A 20599-nucleotide genomic window follows, 5' to 3' on the forward strand; every position below is an offset into this window, starting at 1 on the left:
ATGCTGTCGCTTTCCGATATTCCGGCGCGCGGCGGTTCGCCCGCTACCCTGCCGATGGCGCTGTTCCTGCTCGGCTTGGCCTCGGCACCCTTCTGGCTGGTGCCGCTCGGCCTCTACCAGTATCTCGGTGTCGAAATCGCGATCTGGATCCTGTTCGCCATGGGGTTCAACCTGCTGTTCGGCTATACCGGGCTGCACTCTTTCGGCCATGGCGCCTATCTCGGCATTGGTGCCTATGGCTTCGGCCTGTTCCAGCATCATGTCGCGGTCAGCCTGTGGGGCGGCCTGTTCGCCGCCATCCTGGCGGCCGCCCTGGCCGGTGCTTTTGTCGGTCTATTTCTCTCGCATCGTCGCGGCATCTATTACGCGCTGCTCACCATCGCCTTCGGTCAGGTTTTCTGGTTCTCGGCGATGAAGCTGCATGGCATCACCGGCGGCGAGGATGGCCTGCTCAATATCCCGCGTCCTGATCTGGTGCTGGGGCCGTGGCGCATCAATCTTGATAACAATGTGAATTTTTACTGGTTCGTTGTCGTGATCACCGCGCTGGCCGTGATTGCCATGTGGCGGCTGGTGAACGCCCCCTTTGGGCATGTGTTGCAGGCGATCCGCCAGAATGAAACCCGCGCCCGTTTCATCGGCTACGATGTCTGGCGCTGGAAGTGGCTTGCCTTCACGCTGTCCGCCGGTTTCGCCGGACTGGCCGGCGGGCTGTTTTCCATGGCGCAGCAGAGTGCCTATCCCGATGTGATGAGCCTGCATCAATCCGGCCTGATCGTGATGATGGTGCTGGTCGGCGGCGGCCTGGTGAATTTCTGGGGCCCGGTGCTCGGCGTCATTCTCTACTTCGTCGCCCGCGATGTGCTGGGTGGTCTCACCGAAGCCTGGCTGCTGTGGTACGGCCTGATGTTCGTCGTCATGGTGATGCTGCGGCCCGAGGGTGTCGCCGGCCTGCTCGATGGCCTGCTGCGCCGCCGTGTCACCGCCGAGACGGCAAGGTCTACCCCCATCGCCAAGCCGGAGCAGGTGTGATGCCGCTACTTGAAGGCACCCTGTTTGAAGCCAGGGGCATCCAGAAGCGCTTCGGCGCCCGCGTGGTGCTGGAGAATATCACGCTCAAGATCGAGGCCGGTTCGGTGCATGGCATTATGGGGCCGAATGGCGCGGGCAAGACCACCTGCTTCCATGTGCTCACCGGCTTTCATGCGCCCGATGCAGGACAGATCGTTTTCGATGGCAAGGACATTACCGGGCTCAAGCCGCATGCCATCGCCCGGCTTGGTGTGTCGCGCTCGTTCCAGATCATGAACCTGTTCGACGATACAGTCGTAATAGAGAATGTGATGCTGGCGCTGCCGGCCTTCCGCGCCATCAGCGGCAATCCGCTGCGTGAGAGTTTCAGCGACCGACAGTTGATCGACGCGGCGTTGGCAGTGCTCGATCAGGTGAACCTCGGCGGCCGTGCCTGGGACAACGCCAAATCCTTGAGTTATGGCGACCGCCGGGTGCTGGAAATCGCCGTGGCCCTGGCCGCCGAGCCGCGCATCCTGTTCCTGGATGAGCCGACCGCCGGCCTTGGTGCCGAAGCCACGCGGGCGCTGGCGGCACTGATCCGCAAGCTGCGCCAGCGCTATACCATCTGCCTGATCGAGCACGACATGCGCTTTCTGTTCAATCTCGCCGATCGCATCTCGGTGGTGCATTGGGGCCAGGTGATAGCAGAGGGCACCCCGGCCGAGCTGCGGGCCAATAAATGGGTTGCCCGTTCGGCCTTGGGTGAGGTGGCGTGATGCTCGAACTCAGCAATATCGAGACCTTCTACGGCGAAACCCAGGCCCTGTTCGGCGTCTCGCTCGGCATCGGGCGCGGCGAGGTGGTGGCACTGCTGGGGCCGAATGGTGCCGGCAAGACCACCACGCTGCGCTCCATCCTTGGTCTGTCGCCGCCGCGCCGGGGCCGTATCCGTTTTGATGAACAGGATATCACCGCCGCGCCGACCCATCGCATCGCGCGCATGGGTATCTCCTGGGTGCCTGATGACCGCCGCGTGTTTCCGACCCTGACGGCGGCGCGCAACCTGCGGCTTGGCACCCGGCGCACCCGTTTCCGCGCCTGGAATGAAGGCGAGATGTTCGGGATTTTCTCGGCACTCGAACATCTGATGCGGCGCGAATGCGAAAATATGTCGGGTGGTGAATTGCAGATGGTAGCGATCTCGCGCGCCTTGCTGGGTTCGCCCGGCCTGGTGCTGTTCGACGAGCCGAGCCAGGGTCTGGCGCCGAATATCGTGCAGGGTGTCATGCGCACCATCCGCCGTCTCAGGCAGGAAGGTATCTCGGTGCTGATTGTGGAACAGAATGCCCTGGCAGCATTGGATGTCGCCGACCGCGTCTATGTGATGAATCGCGGCCATATCGAGCATGAAGGGCTTGCCCGTGAGTTGCTCGACAATGGCGCCTTGCGCCACCGGCTGATCGGAGTGTGACCATGCCGCCGATGCTGGATGTCAAAGGCTTGGAAAAAATCTACTGCAAAAGCCGGTTTGATCGCACGCCGACCTTCCGCCTCACTGCCGATTTCACCATCGAGCAGCCGGCGGTGGTTGGCATGATGGGGCCGAATGGTTCTGGCAAGACCACGTTGTTCGAGCTTATCACCGGCTCCAACGCCCCCAGTGCCGGCGAGGTGCGGGTGATGGGGCGCAATATCCACCGCGTCCGCACCGATCAGCGCGACCGCCTGGCCATTCATTATCACCAATCCTACCAGGTGCGGCATTTCCGCTCGCTGGTGCCCAATGCGCTGCTCGAACCGGCCCAGTCTGCCTATCCCATGGTGCATCTGTTCGATGAGCCGCAATTCAACACCCAGGACGGCTATATCGGTTTCATGCTGGATTTCTTCCGCCGCCTGCGCGGCGAGGGGCGACTGGTGTTTCTCTGCGTCCACCCGAACGAACCGTTCCATCTCGAAATCCTGCGGGAAATCTGTGAAAGCTATATCTTCGTGCAGAAAGGCAGCGTCACGCCGTTGGCCGATTATCAGGCACTGCTGGCGCATCCGCCGGCCCATGCCTATCTCGGCAATCTGCTGACCGGGCGCGCGGCATGAGGATCTTCCAGCCTGCCGCTTATACCGTGCCGGTTTCACCCGAGCAGGTGCGCGCCGATCATCCCGGCTTCAGCTTCGATACCTATACCGATCCGCCTGGCCAGGTGTGGGATGATTTCCGCCATGATGAGGTGGATGAATTCGTGGTGATTGCCGAGGGCATGGTGGAGATTGAGGTCGGGCAGGTGAGTCAGTTCTGTGGTCCCGGTGATCTGGTGCGGATTCCAGCCGGTGCACGGCACAGTCTGCGCACCACCAGGGAGGCCGGCAGCGTCTGGTACTACGGCTATGGCCGTTTCGGAGCCGGGCCATGAATCATCAGGCCATGAATCACCAGAGTACGAGTCTGACGCCCGAGATTGAACTGGAACGCATCGACCGGCTGTTCGATATCCGTGGTTTGCGCGTCTTCCTGCCGGGTGGCTATGGTGCCATCGGCGAGGCCATCGCCATCGCCATGGCACGGCTGGGGGCCGAAGTCTGCATCGCCGGCCCAAGCGCGGTCAAAGCTGGAGCATTGGCTGAACGTATTGCCTCGGCTGGAGGCCGGGCTCATGCCTTGAGTCTCGATGCCCGCGATGCCGATACCATTGCCGACACAACGCAGCAGGCTATTGCGCTGATGGGCGGCATCGATGTGCTGGTCAATTGTGTCGGCATCCAGCGCGAGCAGTCGCTGCTGGAAGTGACGCCGGATGTGTTCGATGAGATGTATGCCACCAACATGCGCTCGGCGATGTTCATTGGTCAGGCGGTGGCGCGCGACCAGATCGCGCGTGGCCAGGGCGGGCGGCAGATTCATCTGCTCTCGGTGCGCTCGAAACTCGCCTTGCGTGGACGCGGCTATTCGGCCTATTGCGCTACCAAGGGGGCGCTGGTGATGCTGGTGAAGCAGCATGCCATGGAACTGGCGCCGCATAACATCACGGTCAACGGTGTGGCGCCGACCTTCATCCAGTCCGACCGCATCCGTCCGCATCTAGAGAAGCCGGCCTTCCGCAACTTCATCCTGGAGCGGAATCCCTTGGGCCGTATCGGCGATCCGCTGGAAGTGGTGGGGCAGGTGATCACCTTCGCCGCCGCTGCCGGCAGCTACATGACCGGACAGGTCGTCTACATCGATGGCGGCGTCACCGCCTCGCAATAACCAACCCCAGATTTGGAGTATGACATGAGCGTGACCGAACCCTATGCGCTGATCGGTGGCACTTTCCGCGACAAGGCCAGTGGCGGCAGCATTTCCGTATTCGATCCCTGCACAGAGGAAGAATTGTGGCGCCAACCGGCCTGCACTGCTGTTGAAGTGGCCGAGGCGCTGGCCCATGCCCGCGCCGCCTTGCCGCAGTGGTCGGCGGTGCATGGCTGGGAACGTGGCAAGATCCTGCGCCGCATCGCGCGCGAGATGGAAGCCCGCCGTGGCTTGATCGCCAGTGCGTTGTCGCAGGAAATCGGCCGGCCGATCTCGCAATCGGAAGGCGAGGTGAATGCCGCCATCGAGCAGCTTGACTGGTTCGCCGGCGAGGCCGAGCGGCTGTTCGGCGAAACCATCCGTTCGCGCCAGGGTGGCCGCCTGATCGCGGCGCCGGAGCCGGTTGGTATCGTGGCGGCCTTTTCGGCATGGAATTTCCCGGTCAACCTGCCGGTGCGCAAGATCGCCCCGGCCCTGGCTGCCGGCTGCCCGATCATCGTGCGGCCTTCGGAACAGGTGCCGATGACCACAACCCTGATTGCCGATGCCTGCGTTGCCGCCGGTGTGCCGGCCGGCGTGGTGCAGGTGCTGACCGGCCGCGCCAGCGAAATCGTGCCGCATCTCATGGCCGCAGAGGAAGTGCGCAAGATTTCGCTCACCGGCTCCACCCAGGTCGGCAAGCTGCTGCTGGCCCAGGCGGCGGAAACCGTGAAGCGCTGTTCGATGGAACTGGGCGGCCATTCGCCGGTGGTGGTCTGCGCCGATGCCGATGTGGAGGCGGCGGCGGTGCAATGCGCTGGCTTCAAGTTCCGTAATGCCGGCCAGGTTTGCATCGCGCCCAACCGCTTCTATGTTGAAGCCAGCGTGGCGGATCGCTTCCTTGACCGCATGGCGGCCGAGGCCAGGGCCTTGCGGCTTGGCGACAGCCGGGATCCGGCCACCACCATGGGGCCACTCACCCTGGCCTCGGGCCGGGAGAAAGTGGAAGCCCTGATCGGCGATGCGCTGGATCGCGGCGCCAGCCTGCGCAGTGGTGGTCGTCGCCCGGAAGGCCGCAACAAGGGCTTCTTCCTGGAGCCGACAGTGCTGGGCGATGTGCCCGATGATGCCCGCATCATGGCCGAGGAGCCGTTCGGCCCGGTGGCGGCGGTGGCAAGTTTCCGTGACCTCGATGATGCCATCGCGCGGGCCAATTCCACGCGCTTCGGCCTTGCCGCCTATGCCTTCACCGGCGATGCCAGCAAGGCGGAAAGGCTTTCCGCCGGCCTGCGCGCCGGCATGGTGGGGATCAACAGCTTCCTGGTGGCTCATGCCGAGGCGCCGTTCGGCGGCATCGATCATTCCGGCATGGGCCGCGAAGGCGGCCGCCAAGCAATCCAGGATTACCAGAATATCAAGCTCACCAACCTGACCTGGCCGGCGGCATGAGCTTGCGCAATCCGCTGCGTCGCCTCTGGGAAACGGGCGGTATGGCGCTCAATGGCTGGATCGCCTTGCCTTCGCCACTGGCGGCGGAGGCAATGGCACGCGCCGGCTGGAACAGCCTGACCATCGACCTGCAGCATGGCACGGCGGATTACGCCGACTTGCTCAGCATCTTGCCGGTCATCGAGAAAGCCGGCATTGCACCGCTGGTGCGCGTACCCTGGCTGGACGAGGCAGCGATCATGCGGGCGCTCGATGCCGGCGCGCTCGGCATCATCGCGCCGATGATCCAGACGGCGGCTGATGCCAGGCGGCTGGTTGATGCCTGCCTTTATCCGCCGCTCGGCGCACGCAGCTTCGGCCCGATCCGCGCCCGGCTGGCGCATGGCGATGGCTACACCGTGGCGGCCGCCAACGCGGAAATCCTGGCCTTCGCCATGATCGAGACGCGGCAGGCGGTGGCCAATCTGGATGCCATCCTGGCCGTGCCGGGATTGGGCGGCATCTATATCGGCCCAGCTGATCTGGCGCTGTCCCATGGCCTGGCCCCGGGCTTCGACCGCGCCGAGCCGGAGATGCTCGATTTACTCGATCATATCCTGGCGCGCTGCAAGGCTGCCGGCCTGCCTTGCGCCCTGCATTGCGGCCAGCCGGCCTATGCCGCCCGCATGGCGTCGCGAGGTTTCGCGCTTCTCACCGTGGGATCGGATGCGCGCTTCATCGAAGCCGGTGCCCATGCGGCGGTGGCTGAATTCCGTGGCAGGCCACGATAACGGCTGGTCTTTTACTTGCCGAGTGCCTTGGCGTGCCATTGGACATGGTCGCCGATAAAGCTCTGGATGAAATAGTAGCTGTGGTCGTAATTCTGCTGTAGCCGCACGGTCACCGGGATTCCTGCCTGGGCGCAGGCTGATGCGAACAGGTGCGGCTTGAGCTGGCTTTCGAGGAATTCGTCGGCCGTACCCTGGTCGATCAGGATCGGATTGCGCCACGCCGTCGCCGCCGCCAATGCCGTGGCATCGTAGGACTTCCAGAATTCCGTGTCGGTCCCCAGATAGCCTGTGAAGGCTTTCCGGCCCCAGGCTACCTGGCTAGGCGCGACAATCGGTGAGAAGGCAGAGACAGACTGATAGCGTGCCGGATTGCGCAGAGCGCAGACCAGGGCGCCATGGCCACCCATGGAATGTCCCATGATGCCCGTGCGGGCGGTATCAACCGGGAAATTGCTGCTGATCAGGCCGGGCAATTCCTCTGTGATGTAGGAATACATCCGGTAATGGCTGGACCATGGCGCCTGAACGGCATCGACATAGAATCCGGCGCCCGAGCCGAAATCGTAAGAGTCATTCTCACCCGGAAGGTCGACACCACGCGGAGATGTATCCGGCGCCACCAGGATCAGGCCATGTTCGGCGGCATAGCGTTGCGCGCCAGCCTTGGTCACCATGTTTTCCCAAGTGCAGGTAAGGCCGGAGAGGAAATACAGCACCGGCAACGGCACACCGGCAGCGGCCTGGGGCGGCAGGTAAACCGCCACCTCCATGTCGCAGTCCAGCGATGCCGAGCGATGCTTCCAGACCTGCTGCTGGCCGCCGAAGCAGGCCCAGTTCTTCAGTTGCTGCATCAGAAGGTCACTACCGAGCGGATCGATTCGCCCTTGTGCATCAGGTCGAAGGCATCGTTGATCTTGTCGAGCGGCATCACATGGGTGATGAGGTCGTCGATGTTGATCTTGCCATCCATGTACCAGTCGACAATCTGCGGCACATCGGAGCGGCCGCGGGCACCGCCAAAGGCAGAGCCCTTCCAGACGCGGCCGGTAACGAGCTGGAACGGGCGGGTGGAAATCTCCGCGCCTGATGGCGCCACGCCGATGATGATGCTCTCGCCCCAACCCTTGTGACAACATTCCAGCGCCTGGCGCATGGTCTTGGTGTTGCCGATACATTCAAAGCTGTAATCCGCACCGCCCTTGGTCAGTTCCACCAGATGCGGCACTAGCTCTTCGTCCTTCATGTCCTTCGGATTGACGAAATGCGTCATGCCGAATTTCTCGGCCATGGCCTTGCGCGAAGGGTTGATATCGACGCCGATGATGCGGTCGGCGCCGACCATGCGGGCACCCTGGATGACATTCAGTCCGATGCCGCCGAGGCCGAAAACCACCACGTTGGCGCCAGCCTGTACCTTGGCAGTATAGACGACCGCACCGATGCCGGTGGTGACGCCGCAGCCGATGTAGCAGACCTTCTCGAACGGCGCGTCAGGGCGGATCTTGGCAACGGCGATCTCGGGCAGCACGGTGTAGTTGGCGAAAGTGGAGGTGCCCATGTAGTGCCAGACGGTTTCGCCACGGCACTTGAAGCGGCTGGTGCCATCAGGCATCTGCCCGGCGCCTTGGGTGATGCGAATGGACTGGCAGAGATTTGTCTTGCGGCTGAGGCAGTAATCGCATTGCCGACATTCCGGGGTGTAGAGCGGAATGACATGATCGCCCTTTTTCACGCTGGTGACGCCGGGACCGATATCGACCACTATCCCCGCGCCTTCATGGCCCAGAATACAGGGAAACTTGCCTTCGGAATCGAGGCCGGAGAGGGTGTAGGCATCGGTATGGCAGACGCCGGTCGCCTTGATCTCGATAAGAACCTCGCCGGCCCTGGGGCCTTCAAGTTTCACGGTTTCGATGCTGAGCGGCTTCTTGGCCTCGAAGGCTACGGCGGCGCGGACGTCCATATTCATATCTCCAGCAATACAGGGGGATGTAGCCTTGGAAATTCTGGCAGTATGTAATGTTAAAAAGTCACCGAGATCAAGATTCCGGTCTTGGTTTGCGCTGGGTGGATCGCGATCATCAGGCTTGTAATTCGGTGTCGATGCTTTAGAGGGGAATATCCCAGGCACTTCTACAGCAGACGGATAATCAGGTCATGGCGCAGTCTTTTTCTTCATCGCTCGCTATCGGACAGCGTTCGCTGGGTGATCCGACGCAGCTTTTCCCGCTGCAGCCGGCATTGCTGCAGGGCTGCCCGGTGAGCAGCAACGAGGAGATGCAGTATCCGCTTGAGATCGACTATGACTATGCCAAGGTCGATCGAGGATTATTCGATCAGGCGCCGCTGCCCGGACTTGACCGCTGGGCGCCGCTGCTGCCACCGCTGGCGCCGGGCATCTCCATGGGCGAGGGCGGCACACCGCTGCTTGATGGCCAGGCCATCGCGGCGGCCATCGGATTCGATGGCGAATTGCTGCTCAAGGATGAAAGCCGCAATCCGACCTGGAGCCACAAGGACCGCCTTAATCTCTGCACCGTGAGTGCCGCCAAGCTGGGCGGGGCGCGCGGCATTGCCGCTGCCTCTTCCGGCAACCATGGTGCTGCTGCTGCTGCCTATGCCGCGCGGATGGGGCTGCCCTGCGTGATCGTTTCCAGTCCGGGCGCGCAGCCGGCTTTCCGCCAGTTCATCCAGGCTTTCGGCGCGGAACTGGTGCTGGTGCCGACCGAGCGACGCTGGCCGGTGCTGCGCCGGATCATCGAGCAGACCGGGTATTTCCCGGTCAGCAATCTGACGCGATTCCATACGGGCAATCCGTTCGGCCCGGAAGGCTACAAGACCGTGGCCTATGAGCTCTTCCTGCAGCTCGGACGCAAGCTGCCGGGCTGCGTGATCGTGCCGACCGGCTATGGCGAATTGCTCTATGGCCTGGCCAAAGGTTTTCGCGAATTGCAGCAATTAGGCCTCACGGACGGCGTGCCGCGCATCATGTCGGCGGAGCCTGCTGCGCGTGGCCCGCTGGCGCGCGCGCTGCAAAGTAATGCGGCCGCCGTGGAAGTGGCATCAGTGCCGACTATTGCCGCCGGCATTGCCTGCACGGTGAACAGCTATCGCGGTGTGCGGGCGATCCGCGATTCTGCGGGCCGTGCCCTCACCTGCAGCGACGAGGATCTGGTCTCGATCCGCGCCAAGCTGGCTCATACCGGCCTGTATCAGGAACTCGCCGGCGTTGCCGGCCTTGCCGCGCTGCGCGCCGCCTTGGCGCGTGGCGAACGTTTCGAGGGGCCGGTGGTGGCGATTCTCACCTCGTCGGGCCTCAAGGATGTGCCGGCTGTTGTCGATGGCGTGCCACACACGGATGAAAATGGCCTTGATGATTTGCTGCGCCGACTCAAGGCGTGAACAGAATTGCGCGTATCGCGTCAGGCGCTGGCACCTACAACAACCATTGATCCGATAATTCTGCGCTGATCGTCTGCGCAGTGACGAACTATGCTGCTTTTTGCAGCAGCTTATCAGTTGCGCAGAAACTGGCTTGACTTGGCTGCTGTCGGCTTGTCATGCTGCATTCATGAAATCGGGACAAAGTACCGATAATCGGAACGACGATGGACGCGATGCCAAGAGCCGCAGCCAGTCGCTGGATCGTGGCCTGCGCATCCTGGAAACGTTGGGGGCGACAGACGGCACCATCGGCGTGCGCGATCTGGCACGCGAGCTCGACCTGTCCAAGAGCATCGTGCAGCGACTGCTCAATACCTTGAGCGAGCGCGATTTCGTCGAGCAGGAGCCGGTCACGCGTAAATACCGCATTGGCCCGCATGCCTTCGAGATCGGATCGAGCTTCATGCGCGGCGGCAGCCTGGCCGAGGTGAGCCTGCCCGAGATGGAGCCGATGGTGCGGGAGTACAAGCTGAATTCCTATCTCGGCATCCTGCGTGAACACGAGGCCCTCTATCTCGCCACATTACAGAGCAGCGGTCCGATCGCGATCCAGGTTTCGCCTGGTGACCGCATCCCGCTGCACACCACGGCGCTTGGCAAGGCATTGCTGCTGGACATGAGTGATGCCGAGATCAAGGCGGTCCTCAACGGCAGTGACCTTATCCGCCGCACGCCCAAGACCAAGCTGAGCGTGGCTGCGCTGGTCACCGAGATCCGCAAGGCACGCAAGCAGGGCTATACCTTGTCGGAAGGCGAGAACATCATCGGCATCTACTCCATCGGCGCGCCGGTACGCGACAGCAATGGCCGCATCGTGGCTGCGATCAGTGGTGCGCTGCCGCAGGCCATGGTGCTGCGCGGCAAGCTCGACCAGCTTGGCGCCGTGGTGGCGGCCACGGCGGAACGGATTTCCCAGCGGCTTGGCGCTTCACGGCGCAAGCTTGCGTCGCGCGGCCACGCAATGAGTAGCGCTTGAATTCTAAACTTTTCCCACAACAACCAGATCGACCAGCAACAGGGGGCATAAAATGAAGACCAAGACTTTGACGACCGCATTCTCGGCTCTGGCGGCAGTGGCGCTGATGGCTTCTGCCGGTGCCGCACGCGCTGAGTTTCCTGATCGTCCCATCAACATGATCATCCCGTGGGATGCCGGCGGCAGCACTGACCAGACCGCGCGCGTGCTGGCCAAGGCCGCCGAGAAGGTGCTGGGCCAGCCGGTGATTCCGGTGAACAAGCCGGGCGCCGCCACCGTGCTGGGCATGACTGAACTCGCCGCCGCCAAGCCTGATGGTTATACGCTGGGCGTGCTGTCCACCAGCAGCTACCTGATCCCGCTTGCGGGCCGCCAGGTGCAGTATGATCCGGAGAAGAGCTTCTCCTATGTCAGCTATTACGGCGATAACCTGATCGGTGTGGCGGTACCAGCCAACGCGCCGTGGAAGACGCTGAAGGAACTGATTGACGACGGCAAGAAGAATCCCGGCAAGGTCAAGTTCGGCACTGGCGGCGTGGGCACCACGCAGCATCTCACCATCGAAGGGCTGATGGTGGAGACCGGCGCGAAGTTCGTTCATATCCCGCAGAAGGGCTCGGCCGGCTCGGTGCCGGCATTGCTCGGCGCGCATGTCGATTTCATCTCGGAAACCTCGGTCTGGGCGCCGTTCGTGGAACAGAAGGAATTGCGGCTGCTGTCGGTTAACACGCCGGCGCGTTCGCCGCGTTTCCCCGATACGCCGACCATGAACGAGATGGGCTTCAAATCGATGCGCTCGGTGCAGGCGATCATCGCGCCGGCCGGTGTTCCGGAAGCGGCTAGGTTGAAGCTGGAGGCGGCCTTCCGTGCGGCGCTGAAGGATCAGGGCTTCATCGATACCATGAACCGTCTGGCCATGGTGGTGGTGGATTTGCCGGGCGCCGAGGTGAAGAAGCTCGTCGATTCCGAAATCGCCAGCGCCCGCACGCTGCTGGCGCAGATCAAGCAGTAAGGCGGGCGATATGCGAGGGAGCTTTACGCCGCTTGGAGTCTCGGCACTTGTCATGATCGCGCTTGCCGTGGCTTTCGGCGTTGGCTCCCTCAAGCTCGGCTTCTGGGATCACGGCATCCCCGGCTCCGGCCTGATGCCGATGATCGCCAGTCTGGCTCTATTGCCGCTGGCCTTCATCCTCCTGGTGCAGGCCATTCGTGGCCGCGAGGGCAGGGGTGAAGGCGAGGGGTTCCAGTTGCTGCCGATTGCCACGCTGGTGCTGCTCTGGGTCTATGTGGCGGCCCTGCCGCGCCTGGGCTTCGCCATTCCCACGGCGGTGATGCTGTTCATCCTGGTGAAATTCATCTATGGCCGCGGCCTGCTGCCGGCGCTTCTGGTGTCGCTGCTGGTGACGGCCGGCGGTGTCATGCTGTTCAGCATGTTCCTCGACACCCCCATTCAGGTCTGGCCCCATGCTTGAGGCGTTGCAGCAGGTAGGCCACGGCTTTTCGCTCGCGATCCTGCCGGAAAATCTTCTCTATGCCCTGGTCGGTTCGCTGCTCGGCACGCTGGTAGGCGTACTGCCCGGACTCGGGCCGGTCACCACCATTGCCGTGCTGCTGCCGATCACCTATCAGGTCGGCTCGCCACTCGGCGCGCTGATCATGCTGGCGGCGATCTATTACGGCGCCATGTATGGCGGCTCCACCACCTCGATCCTGCTCAAGGTGCCGGGCGAGGCGGCTTCGGTCATCACCTGCATCGATGGCCATGAAATGGCCAAGCAGGGCCGCGCCGGGCCTGCCCTGGCGATTGCCGCCATCGGCTCCTTTGTTGCCGGCACGCTGGCCGTGGTCGGCCTCACGCTGATCGGGCCGATGTTTGCCCGCTTCGCGCTCAGCTTCGGGCCACCGGAATATTTCGCGCTGGCGACTTTCGGCCTGATCCTGGCCAGCACCCTGGCTGGCGGGCCGCCGCTGCGCGGCCTCTGCATGGTGTTCCTCGGCATCCTGCTTGGCCTGGTCGGCCTCGATACCATGACCGGCGATCCGCGCTTCAGCTTCGGCATTCTCGATCTGACCAACGGCATCGGCATCGTGCCGCTGATGATGGGCATCTTTGGCCTTGGCGAAATCCTCTACAATCTGGAACAGCGCGGCACCGCAACCCTGGTGACAACCAAGATCGGCCGCATCATGCCCTCGCGCCAGGATTGGAAGGATTCCGCCTGGCCGATCGGGCGCGGCTCGGTGCTGGGCTTCCTGCTCGGCCTGATCCCCGGCGGCGGTGCTATTCTCGGTTCGCTGCTCAGCTACACCATCGAGAAGAATCTGTCGAAGAACCCTGAGAGTTTCGGCAAGGGCAACATAGCCGGTGTTGCCGGCCCGGAATCGGCCAATAACTCGGCTGCCTCCGCTGCCTTCGTGCCGCTGCTCACACTCGGTATTCCCGGCAATGCGGTTACTGCCGTGCTGCTGGCGGCCCTGCTGATCCAGAATATCGAGCCAGGCCCGTTGATGCTGGTGAAGCATGCCGATGTGTTCTGGGGCGTTATTGCCTCGATGTATGTCGGCAACGTCATGCTGCTGATCCTCAACCTGCCGCTGGTCGGCCTGTGGGTGCAGCTGCTGCGCGTGCCGTTCTGGATCCTCAGCCCGGTGGTGATCGCCATCGCCATCCTGGGCGCCTACAGCCTGCGCAATGCCTGGTTCGATGTCGGCGTACTGATGGCCGGCGGCGTGATCGGCTATCTGTTCCGCAAGGCCAGCATCGAAGCCGGGCCGCTGATCATGGCCTTCATCCTGGCCGATCTGCTCGATACCTCGCTGCGGCAGTCCCTGCTGATGGGCGATGGCAACCCGATGATCCTGATCAGCCGGCCGATGTCTGGCATCATCCTGCTGCTTGGTCTGGTGGTGCTGGTGATGCAGCTTCTGGCCTGGCGGCGCAGTAATGCGGCCCTTGGGCTGGAACCACAGGAAGAGGTGAAATGACCGCTTCCTCGGCAAGCCCGGTGCGCTCCGACCAGGTGCGGCCCGATGCGGTGGAGAAGGTGAGCGGCGCCGCTCGCTTTGTCACCGACGTCACCGTGCCTGGCATGCTGCATGCCAAGCTGCTGCGCAGTCCGTTGCCGCATGCGCGGATCAAGGGGATTGATGCCGAGGCGGCACGGCAAATGCCGGGCGTGGTGGCGGTGCTGACCGGTGCGGATTTCGCCGGATTGAATCACCACTGGGGCTTGTTCCTGCGTGACCGGCCGCTGATCGCGGTGGACAAGGTGCGCTATGTCGGCGAGCCGGTTGCCGCCGTGGTGGCCGAGGATGAATATAGCGCCGAAGAGGCGCTGGATGCGATTTTGGTGGATTACGAGGACTTGCCCTATGTGACCGACGCCGAGGCAGCATTGGCGCCGGATGCGCCACTGCTGCATGAGCGCATGGACACGCTGAAGGATTTCTACTTCAAGGGTCAGGCCAAGCCGGTGGCCGGCAGCAATGTGTTTCAGAATTTTGCCTATGAGACCGGCGATGTGGATGCCGCGATGGCCGCGGCCCACCGGGTATTCGAGGATACCTACGATTTCCCCATGGTTTTCCACTATGCGCTGGAGCCGCATTGCGTGATTGCCGATTACGATCCGCGTGATGGCTTCAGCCTGTGGAGCTGCGGCCAGTCGCCGAGCGCAGTGCAGAAGGTGATCGGTGCCATCTTCGGCGTGCCGCAGGGCAAGATCCGCGTGCGCGTGCCCTATGTCGGCGGCGGATTCGGCGGCAAGGCTTCGGTGAAGCTCGATCCGCTGGTAGCCGGTTTGGCCTGGAAGCTGCACAAGCCGGTGCGGCTCTGCCTTTCGGTCTCGGAATCGATGCTCACCTGCCGCCGCCTCAGCGCCACGGTATCGCTGCGCACCGCCGTGGCTGCCGATGGTACGCTGCTTGCGAAAGCCGTGCGCGTGGTGATGAATGGTGGCGCCTATGCCGATACCGGGCCGGCGGTGGCGATCAAGGCGGCCAACCGTGCCATCGGCCCCTATCGTATTCCCAACCTGCGGCTTGAATCGCTCGCCGTCTATACCAATACCGTGCCGGGCGCCGCCTTCCGTTCCATCGGCGGACCGCAGGCGGTATGGGCCACGGAATCGCAGATGGATCAGATCGCCGACGCGCTGGGCATCGAGCCGCTGGAACTGCGCCGGCGCAACCTGCTGCGCCGGGGTGAAACGGTGCGGCCCGATCTGCGGCCCATCGATGTGGATATGGGCGAGGCACTGGACATTGTGGCGCAGGCATTGCCGCCGCAGGGCGCGAGGGGCGAAGCACCGGCGCGCGGCCTGGCAGTGGCAGCCAGCGATCCCGGCATCATGGCGGTCGGCTCGGCCATGGTGCGGCTGCATATCGATGGCTCGATGGTGGTATTCGCCAACAGCGTCGAACTCGGCCAGGGCGTGCGGGCTGTGCTGGCGAAGCTGGCGGCTGATGCGCTGGCCCAGCCTGTCGAGCAGGTGAGCGTCGCCGAACCTGATACGCTGACCACGCCGTTCGACTGGGGCACCGGTGCCAGCCGCTCCACCGTGATCGTCGGCCTGGCGGTGCAGGAAGCGGCTGCCGATGCCGCACGCAAGATTCTGGAACTTGCTGCAATTGCCTTCGAGACCACAGTTGAGCAATGCCGCCTGGCGCCGGGTGGTGTGCTGGTCGGCAATGAATTGCACAGTTTCCGCGATATCATGCATCGCTGCTTTGGCATCGATAGCGGCGAGGTGACAGGTCTTGGCGCCATCACGCCGCAATATCGCGGCGGGGCTTTTGTGCAGGCGCCGCTATTCTGGGAAACCGCCGCTGCCGGCTGCGAGATCGATGTGGACGAAGGTACCGGCGCCATTGCCGTGCGGCGCTATATCAGTGTTGCCGATGTCGGCAAGGTGATAAATCGCGTGGCTGCAGAGGGGCAGGACGAAGGTGCTGCGATGCAGGGCATCGGCCATGGCCTGTTCGAGGAACTGCTCTACGAAGACGGTCAGCCGGTGAATGCCAGCATGATCGATTATCATGTGCCGGGTATCGACGAAGCGCCGGATGAATTCCATACCGTGCTGATCGAGGGCGGTGACGGCCCAGGCCCCGGTGGCGCGCGCGGGATGGGCGAGGGCGCCATCCTGCCGGCGGCACCTGCCATCGCCAACGCCCTGGCGCGCCGCTATGGCGTGCGTATCAAGAGCCTGCCGCTGACGCCGGAAAAGGTCTGGCGCGCGCTGCATGATGCCAAGCGCAAAGGAGTCGCGTGATGGATTTCGCCATGTCCATGCCGCTGCCCCGCGCGCCGCAGGAAGTCTGGCCGGTGCTGCTGGATTTCCGCCGCATTGCCGGCTGCATCCCCGGCTGCGAGCAGGTGGAGGAAGTGGCTGAGCTGGCGCATTACAAGGCCGTGCTGAAGCAGAAGATCGGCCCCTTCAAGCTGGAAGTGCCGGCGGAAATCTTCATCGACGAGATGCGGGCCAATGAGCTGGTGCGGGCCCGGGCCACCGGGCGCGACAAGTTCACCGGCACCAATTTCACGGTGAATTTCGAGGTGATGCTGCAGGCCGAGCCGCAATCGGCACTGAATGTGCAAGCCGGATTGCAGGTGGCGGGCCGGTTGGCATCGCTGGGCTATTCGGTGATCCGCAAGAAGGCGGATGAGAATTTCGCCGAGTTCAGCCAGCAATTGCAGCAGGAGGTGCTGCGCTGATGCTGCCGCGCCGCTTCAACCTGCATCGTCCCCGCTCGCTCTCCGAAGTCTTCGGGCTGCTGGATCAATATGGCGATGATGCTTCCGTCTATGCCGGGGGCACCGAACTGCTGATCGCGCTGAAGGCCCGCGTGCTGCATTACCCGCATCTGATCGATCTGAAGGCGCTGAGCGAACTAGCCGCGATTGAGGAGTATGATGGCGATGTGGTGATCGGCGCGCTGGCCAGCCATCATCGCATTGCCACGCATCCACTGGTGCGCGGCGTGGTGCCGGCCTATGCCGACTTAAGCGATGGCATCGCCAATATCCGCGTGCGCTGCGCCGGCACGCTCGGCGGCAATCTGTGCTTCGCCGAACCCCATGCCGATCCGCCGGCCATGCTGGCGGCCCTGGGCGCCCGGGTGCGGCTGCACAGCAAGGAGGGCCAGCGCGACTGCGCGGTGGCCGACTTCATCCTGGGCGATTTCGAGACCGCGCGGCAGCCGGGCGAGGTGATGACCGCGATCTTGATTCCCAAGCCCGCACCGGAACTGAAAGCTGCTTATCGCTGCTATGGTGCCGGTGAGCGTCCGGCGGCGGGTGCCGCCGTGGCGATCCTGCCGGATGCGGCCGGCAATGTCGCCGCAGCACAGTTCTGGATCGGCGCGGTGAGCGGCCAGCCTGCCGCCCTGACGGCCACGATGGCGGCGGCCGGCGGCAAGCCCTTGGGTGAACTAGCGGAAGCCTGCCTTGCCGTGGCCGCCGACGAGATCGCAGCCATCGCGGCGTCCGATGACAGTCACGGCAGCGCCGATTACAAGCGCCATCTGGCATTGACCATGCTGGAGCGCGCGCTGGCGGCAGCTCTGGGCGGCGAAGCACGGGCGGAACGGATGCGGGCATGAGCGATAGTCAGGCCATAGCGAAAATCCGCATCACGCCGCTGGTGAACGGCCAGCCGCGCGAAGTCGAAATCGAACCGAGCGAATTGCTGGTGGATTTCCTGCGCAACCGCTTAGGGCTTACCGGCACCAAACGGTCCTGCGATGTGGAGGTCTGCGGCGCCTGCACCGTGCTGCTGGATGGTCTGCCGGCCAGCGCCTGTTCAACATTGGCCGCCGATGCCGATGGCCGCGATGTTCTGACCATCGAGGGCGTGGGCGAGAATGGCGAGCTGGATCGTATTCAGCAGGCTTTCGTGGACCACGGCGCGCTGCAATGCGGTTTCTGTACGCCGGGCTTTGTGATGGCGGTGCGTGCTTTGCTGGCTTTGCATGAAAAACCTTCGGAAGCGACGATCCGGCATTTCCTGCGCGGCAACATCTGCCGCTGTACCGGCTATGTGAAGATCATCGAAGCGGTGAAGAGCCTTGTTTGATCTGAGTATCAGTTCCGATGGCCGTGAAACACCGGCCGCCTTCCGCGCCAAGCTCGCTGCCGGCGTGCAGGATGGGCAGCGCCGCCGCGTGTGGATCGCCAACCATCTGTTCCAGCGCGATCCGATTGCGCTGGCCGCTGCCGCTTTGGAGGCAAGCCCGCTGATCGATGTGGCGCTGATGGCGATGTCGCCCTTCGCCATGCATCCAGTGCAGCTGGCTATGAGTGCCGCCACGCTGGACGAGCTTTATCCCGGCCGCATCACGCTCTGCCTCGGGGTCGGGGCGCCGGTCGATCTCGGTTCGGTGGGCCTGGAAATACCCAAGCCGCTGGCACCGATGCGCGAAGCGCTGCGCGTGGTGCGCGCGCTGCTGGCTGGCGAGACGGTGAAGTTTCAGGGTGAAACTTTCCGTGTCGATAGCCGCCGGCTGGTGTATGCGCCAGGGCCGCTGCCAGTGATCCTGGCCGCTTCGGGGCCGAAGATGCTGGAACTGGCCGGTGCCGAAGCCGATGGCGTGTTGCTTTCGGCAGCCACTTCCATCGACTTCATGCGCTGGTGCCTGAATCATGTGGCGCGCGGTTCCAATGGGCGCAGTGTGCGCCGTATCGGCCTGGTCTATGGCTCGGTGGCTGCGGATGCTGCCGAGGCGTATCAGCGCCTGCGCCGCGTGCTGGCCATCGTGCTGCGCGGCCAGCATCATCGCTTCAATCTCGAACTGGCCGGCAACACGCTCGACCAGGCGGCTTTGCGTGCCGCCGTAGCAGCCGAGGATTGGCCGGCGGCCAATGCGCTGCTTACCGACCGCATCGTTTCCAGCCATGCCGCCAGCGGCACGGCGGCGGAAGTGGCCGCCCGTTTTGCCGCCTATGGTGCCGCCGGCCTCGATGAATTGGTGCTGAGCGGCGTGAGCGAAAGCCAGCAGGTTTCGGATTTGATCAAGGCGGCCATGACGGCCGCGAAGGGGGACAAATGAAATTCAGTATCTGCCTACCCACCGGCTTTGAAGGCGTGATGTATCCGATCCCGTTCGTGCAGCCGGAGGATTTCGTCAAGCTGGGCGTGCTGTGCGAGAAGCTGGGGTATGACTCGGTCTGGGGCAACGATCACATCACCACCCAGAAATATGTGAGCGAACTGTTTCCGGGCACGCCGCCGGCTTTCTACGAGCCGTTGATCACGCTGACCGCTATCGGTGCTGCAACCACCAAGCTGCGCCTTGGCACGTCTCTGCTGGTGCTGCCGATGCGCGATCCGGTGTATCTGGCCAAGCAAGTCACCACCATGGACCAGCTTACCAATGGCCGTTTCGTGCTGGGCATCGGCCTGGGTGCCTATCGCGAGGAATTCGCTGCCTGGAACACGCGCCTTGCCAAGGCACGGCGCGGCGACATGATGGATGATGGCATCGCCGCCCTGCTCAAGCTGCTCTACGACAAGAGCGCCAGCCATGAAGGCCCGTTTTACGGCTTCAAGGACGTGGAGATGTTCCCCAAGGCCAAGCAGCAACCATTCCCGCTGTTCATCGGTGGCCACAATGTCGAAGTGGTGGAGCGCGCCGCGCGCTATGGCGAGGGCTGGCTGCCCGGCTGGCGTCCGCTGGCGGAGATGAAGGAGCGGATCGAGCTGCTGCGCCGCCGCACCGCCGAACATGGCCGCGACCCCAAGGCCATCGAGGTGGCGCCGCAATTCTCCTTCACCATCGCCAAGACCATGGAAGAAGCCGAGCGCATCTACATGGAAAGCGGCCTGGTGGCGCACCGCAAGTCGCTGTCCTATACCGGCCGTGACCTCAGCCAGCAGGTGGTGGCCAATCTGGTCGGTTCGCCCGATGTGATCCTGGAAAAGATCGACTACCTGAAAACCATCGGTGTCGACCACTGCACCGCCCTGATGGTGCCTGCCAACACCATGAGCGAGTTGCAGGACCAGATCCAATGGTTCGGCGAAGCCATCCTGCCGCGAGCCTCATGACAGTACAGCCCGCATACGACCGCATCACGCTGGACAGCTTGACGCCGCCGGAGCGTTACAAGCTGCTGACCGGCAGCGTGATTCCGCGGCCCATAGCCTTCGTCACCACGCTGAACGAGGATGGCAGTGTCAATGCCGCCCCGTTCAGCCAGTTCATCATCGTGGCGGCGAATCCCGGCCTGCTGGGTTTTTCGGTCGGCCCGGCGCCGCGCGGCATCAAGGATACCTTGCGCAATGTGCGGCGCAGCGGCGAGTTCGTGATCAACACGGTGCCAGAGGAATTGGCTGAAGCCGTGCAGCTTTGCGCCGATATCGAGGAATCTGGCGTTGATGAACTGGAGAAGGCGGGGTTGACCACCCTGCCGGCAGAGATTGTCGGCCCGCCGCGCGTGGCGGAAAGCAGGATCCAGTTTGAATGCCGGGTGGAGAAGATCGTGGAATTCGGCGATGCGCCGAATTCCCTGGTGGTGGGCCGCGTGCTGCTGATGCATGCCCGCAGCGGCCTGGTGAACGGGGCTTGCCATGTGGATGCGGCGGCCAGCAATGCATTGGGTCGCATCGGCGGCCGGAATTACTGCCGGGTACGCGAATTCATCGCGGTTTGACCGGCTTGTGGCTATTTGAGGATCGGAAG

The 20599-nt window shown here is 63.4% G+C and carries 22 protein-coding genes; 20 read left to right on the top strand and 2 right to left on the bottom strand.

The window, feature by feature from the left end; translation table 11 throughout:
- From ACQY7X_RS09965 to ACQY7X_RS10000, 8 genes are read left to right on the top strand one after another with little or no spacing between them, the layout of a single operon-like run.
- Complete coding sequence (locus ACQY7X_RS09965) at window positions 1-1032, top strand: branched-chain amino acid ABC transporter permease (RefSeq protein ID WP_428249762.1); 1032 nt, start codon at window positions 1-3, stop codon at window positions 1030-1032.
- Complete coding sequence (locus ACQY7X_RS09970; RefSeq protein ID WP_428249763.1) at window positions 1032-1790, top strand: ABC transporter ATP-binding protein; 759 nt, start codon at window positions 1032-1034, stop codon at window positions 1788-1790. Before ACQY7X_RS09965 ends, ACQY7X_RS09970 begins: the two co-directional genes overlap by 1 nt.
- Window positions 1790-2485, top strand: a complete 696-nt coding sequence (locus ACQY7X_RS09975; protein WP_428249764.1) for an ABC transporter ATP-binding protein — start codon at window positions 1790-1792, stop codon at window positions 2483-2485. The genes ACQY7X_RS09970 and ACQY7X_RS09975 overlap by 1 nt, the downstream gene beginning before the upstream one ends.
- Window positions 2486-2487: 2 nt before the next feature.
- Window positions 2488-3111: an ATP-binding cassette domain-containing protein gene (locus ACQY7X_RS09980; protein WP_428249765.1), complete on the top strand. Its 624-nt coding sequence runs from the start codon at window positions 2488-2490 to the stop codon at window positions 3109-3111.
- Window positions 3108-3425, top strand: a complete 318-nt coding sequence (locus tag ACQY7X_RS09985) for a cupin domain-containing protein (RefSeq protein ID WP_428249766.1) — start codon at window positions 3108-3110, stop codon at window positions 3423-3425. Before ACQY7X_RS09980 ends, ACQY7X_RS09985 begins: the two co-directional genes overlap by 4 nt.
- Complete coding sequence (locus tag ACQY7X_RS09990) at window positions 3422-4258, top strand: SDR family NAD(P)-dependent oxidoreductase (protein ID WP_428249767.1); 837 nt, start codon at window positions 3422-3424, stop codon at window positions 4256-4258. Before ACQY7X_RS09985 ends, ACQY7X_RS09990 begins: the two co-directional genes overlap by 4 nt.
- A gap of 24 nt (window positions 4259-4282) precedes the next feature.
- On the top strand, window positions 4283-5728 hold the full coding sequence (locus ACQY7X_RS09995; RefSeq protein WP_428249768.1) for an NAD-dependent succinate-semialdehyde dehydrogenase: 1446 nt from the start codon (window positions 4283-4285) through the stop codon (window positions 5726-5728).
- On the top strand, window positions 5725-6498 hold the full coding sequence (locus ACQY7X_RS10000; RefSeq protein ID WP_428249769.1) for an HpcH/HpaI aldolase family protein: 774 nt from the start codon (window positions 5725-5727) through the stop codon (window positions 6496-6498). The genes ACQY7X_RS09995 and ACQY7X_RS10000 overlap by 4 nt, the downstream gene beginning before the upstream one ends.
- A gap of 11 nt (window positions 6499-6509) precedes the next feature.
- On the opposite strand, the gene fghA is transcribed toward ACQY7X_RS10000, so the two are convergent.
- Together fghA and ACQY7X_RS10010 are read right to left on the bottom strand one after the other, a co-directional pair.
- Window positions 6510-7349 carry an S-formylglutathione hydrolase gene (gene fghA / locus ACQY7X_RS10005; RefSeq protein ID WP_428249770.1) on the bottom strand — a complete coding sequence of 280 codons (840 nt, stop codon included), beginning with the start codon at window positions 7347-7349 and terminating at the stop codon, window positions 6510-6512.
- Complete coding sequence (locus tag ACQY7X_RS10010) at window positions 7349-8461, bottom strand: S-(hydroxymethyl)glutathione dehydrogenase/class III alcohol dehydrogenase (protein WP_428250048.1); 1113 nt, start codon at window positions 8459-8461, stop codon at window positions 7349-7351. Before ACQY7X_RS10010 ends, fghA begins: the two co-directional genes overlap by 1 nt.
- A gap of 194 nt (window positions 8462-8655) precedes the next feature.
- Between ACQY7X_RS10010 and ACQY7X_RS10015 the strand changes: the two genes are divergently transcribed.
- From ACQY7X_RS10015 to ACQY7X_RS10070, 12 genes are all read left to right on the top strand, one after another.
- On the top strand, window positions 8656-9900 hold the full coding sequence (locus ACQY7X_RS10015; protein ID WP_428249771.1) for a threonine synthase: 1245 nt from the start codon (window positions 8656-8658) through the stop codon (window positions 9898-9900).
- Window positions 9901-10069: 169 nt separating this feature from the next.
- Window positions 10070-10918 (top strand): IclR family transcriptional regulator, encoded by an 849-nt coding sequence (locus ACQY7X_RS10020; RefSeq protein ID WP_428249772.1) that lies wholly within the window; start codon window positions 10070-10072, stop codon window positions 10916-10918.
- A gap of 52 nt (window positions 10919-10970) precedes the next feature.
- Window positions 10971-11930, top strand: coding sequence for a tripartite tricarboxylate transporter substrate binding protein (locus ACQY7X_RS10025; protein WP_428249773.1), 960 nt, complete (start codon window positions 10971-10973; stop codon window positions 11928-11930).
- Window positions 11931-11982: 52 nt separating this feature from the next.
- Window positions 11983-12390 (top strand): tripartite tricarboxylate transporter TctB family protein, encoded by a 408-nt coding sequence (locus ACQY7X_RS10030; RefSeq protein WP_428249774.1) that lies wholly within the window; start codon window positions 11983-11985, stop codon window positions 12388-12390.
- Window positions 12383-13903, top strand: a complete 1521-nt coding sequence (locus ACQY7X_RS10035) for a tripartite tricarboxylate transporter permease (protein ID WP_428249775.1) — start codon at window positions 12383-12385, stop codon at window positions 13901-13903. Before ACQY7X_RS10030 ends, ACQY7X_RS10035 begins: the two co-directional genes overlap by 8 nt.
- Complete coding sequence (locus ACQY7X_RS10040) at window positions 13900-16191, top strand: xanthine dehydrogenase family protein molybdopterin-binding subunit (RefSeq protein ID WP_428249776.1); 2292 nt, start codon at window positions 13900-13902, stop codon at window positions 16189-16191. The genes ACQY7X_RS10035 and ACQY7X_RS10040 overlap by 4 nt, the downstream gene beginning before the upstream one ends.
- On the top strand, window positions 16191-16634 hold the full coding sequence (locus ACQY7X_RS10045) for a CoxG family protein (RefSeq protein ID WP_428249777.1): 444 nt from the start codon (window positions 16191-16193) through the stop codon (window positions 16632-16634). Before ACQY7X_RS10040 ends, ACQY7X_RS10045 begins: the two co-directional genes overlap by 1 nt.
- Complete coding sequence (locus ACQY7X_RS10050; protein WP_428249778.1) at window positions 16634-17521, top strand: FAD binding domain-containing protein; 888 nt, start codon at window positions 16634-16636, stop codon at window positions 17519-17521. The genes ACQY7X_RS10045 and ACQY7X_RS10050 overlap by 1 nt, the downstream gene beginning before the upstream one ends.
- Entirely contained in the window at window positions 17518-17994 is a 477-nt protein-coding gene (locus tag ACQY7X_RS10055) for a (2Fe-2S)-binding protein (protein ID WP_428249779.1), read from the top strand. Before ACQY7X_RS10050 ends, ACQY7X_RS10055 begins: the two co-directional genes overlap by 4 nt.
- Window positions 17987-18967, top strand: coding sequence for an LLM class flavin-dependent oxidoreductase (locus tag ACQY7X_RS10060; RefSeq protein ID WP_428249780.1), 981 nt, complete (start codon window positions 17987-17989; stop codon window positions 18965-18967). Before ACQY7X_RS10055 ends, ACQY7X_RS10060 begins: the two co-directional genes overlap by 8 nt.
- Window positions 18964-19965: an LLM class flavin-dependent oxidoreductase gene (locus ACQY7X_RS10065; protein WP_428249781.1), complete on the top strand. Its 1002-nt coding sequence runs from the start codon at window positions 18964-18966 to the stop codon at window positions 19963-19965. Before ACQY7X_RS10060 ends, ACQY7X_RS10065 begins: the two co-directional genes overlap by 4 nt.
- A complete protein-coding gene (locus ACQY7X_RS10070) occupies window positions 19962-20570 on the top strand; it encodes a flavin reductase family protein (RefSeq protein ID WP_428249782.1) in 609 nt (202 codons plus the stop codon). Before ACQY7X_RS10065 ends, ACQY7X_RS10070 begins: the two co-directional genes overlap by 4 nt.
- Window positions 20571-20599: the final 29 nt, after the last annotated feature.

Source organism: Ferrovibrio sp., assembly GCF_965278975.1.
In the GTDB taxonomy this organism is placed as follows: Bacteria; Pseudomonadota; Alphaproteobacteria; order Ferrovibrionales; family Ferrovibrionaceae; genus Ferrovibrio.

Excerpts from the sequence above, each read along its gene's own strand:
- ACQY7X_RS09965 (WP_428249762.1), top strand. The coding sequence starts at position 1 with ATGCTGTCGCTTTCCGATATTCCGGCGCGCGGCGGTTCGCCCGCTACC.
- ACQY7X_RS09970 (WP_428249763.1), top strand. The coding sequence starts at position 1,032 with ATGCCGCTACTTGAAGGCACCCTGTTTGAAGCCAGGGGCATCCAGAAG.
- ACQY7X_RS09975 (WP_428249764.1), top strand. The coding sequence starts at position 1,790 with ATGCTCGAACTCAGCAATATCGAGACCTTCTACGGCGAAACCCAGGCC.
- ACQY7X_RS09980 (WP_428249765.1), top strand. The coding sequence starts at position 2,488 with ATGCCGCCGATGCTGGATGTCAAAGGCTTGGAAAAAATCTACTGCAAA.
- ACQY7X_RS09985 (WP_428249766.1), top strand. The coding sequence starts at position 3,108 with ATGAGGATCTTCCAGCCTGCCGCTTATACCGTGCCGGTTTCACCCGAG.
- ACQY7X_RS09990 (WP_428249767.1), top strand. The coding sequence starts at position 3,422 with ATGAATCATCAGGCCATGAATCACCAGAGTACGAGTCTGACGCCCGAG.
- ACQY7X_RS09995 (WP_428249768.1), top strand. The coding sequence starts at position 4,283 with ATGAGCGTGACCGAACCCTATGCGCTGATCGGTGGCACTTTCCGCGAC.
- ACQY7X_RS10000 (WP_428249769.1), top strand. The coding sequence starts at position 5,725 with ATGAGCTTGCGCAATCCGCTGCGTCGCCTCTGGGAAACGGGCGGTATG.
- fghA (WP_428249770.1), bottom strand. The coding sequence starts at position 7,349 with ATGCAGCAACTGAAGAACTGGGCCTGCTTCGGCGGCCAGCAGCAGGTC.
- ACQY7X_RS10010 (WP_428250048.1), bottom strand. The coding sequence starts at position 8,461 with ATGGACGTCCGCGCCGCCGTAGCCTTCGAGGCCAAGAAGCCGCTCAGC.
- ACQY7X_RS10015 (WP_428249771.1), top strand. The coding sequence starts at position 8,656 with ATGGCGCAGTCTTTTTCTTCATCGCTCGCTATCGGACAGCGTTCGCTG.
- ACQY7X_RS10020 (WP_428249772.1), top strand. The coding sequence starts at position 10,070 with ATGAAATCGGGACAAAGTACCGATAATCGGAACGACGATGGACGCGAT.
- ACQY7X_RS10025 (WP_428249773.1), top strand. The coding sequence starts at position 10,971 with ATGAAGACCAAGACTTTGACGACCGCATTCTCGGCTCTGGCGGCAGTG.
- ACQY7X_RS10030 (WP_428249774.1), top strand. The coding sequence starts at position 11,983 with ATGATCGCGCTTGCCGTGGCTTTCGGCGTTGGCTCCCTCAAGCTCGGC.
- ACQY7X_RS10035 (WP_428249775.1), top strand. The coding sequence starts at position 12,383 with ATGCTTGAGGCGTTGCAGCAGGTAGGCCACGGCTTTTCGCTCGCGATC.
- ACQY7X_RS10040 (WP_428249776.1), top strand. The coding sequence starts at position 13,900 with ATGACCGCTTCCTCGGCAAGCCCGGTGCGCTCCGACCAGGTGCGGCCC.
- ACQY7X_RS10045 (WP_428249777.1), top strand. The coding sequence starts at position 16,191 with ATGGATTTCGCCATGTCCATGCCGCTGCCCCGCGCGCCGCAGGAAGTC.
- ACQY7X_RS10050 (WP_428249778.1), top strand. The coding sequence starts at position 16,634 with ATGCTGCCGCGCCGCTTCAACCTGCATCGTCCCCGCTCGCTCTCCGAA.
- ACQY7X_RS10055 (WP_428249779.1), top strand. The coding sequence starts at position 17,518 with ATGAGCGATAGTCAGGCCATAGCGAAAATCCGCATCACGCCGCTGGTG.
- ACQY7X_RS10065 (WP_428249781.1), top strand. The coding sequence starts at position 18,964 with ATGAAATTCAGTATCTGCCTACCCACCGGCTTTGAAGGCGTGATGTAT.
- ACQY7X_RS10070 (WP_428249782.1), top strand. The coding sequence starts at position 19,962 with ATGACAGTACAGCCCGCATACGACCGCATCACGCTGGACAGCTTGACG.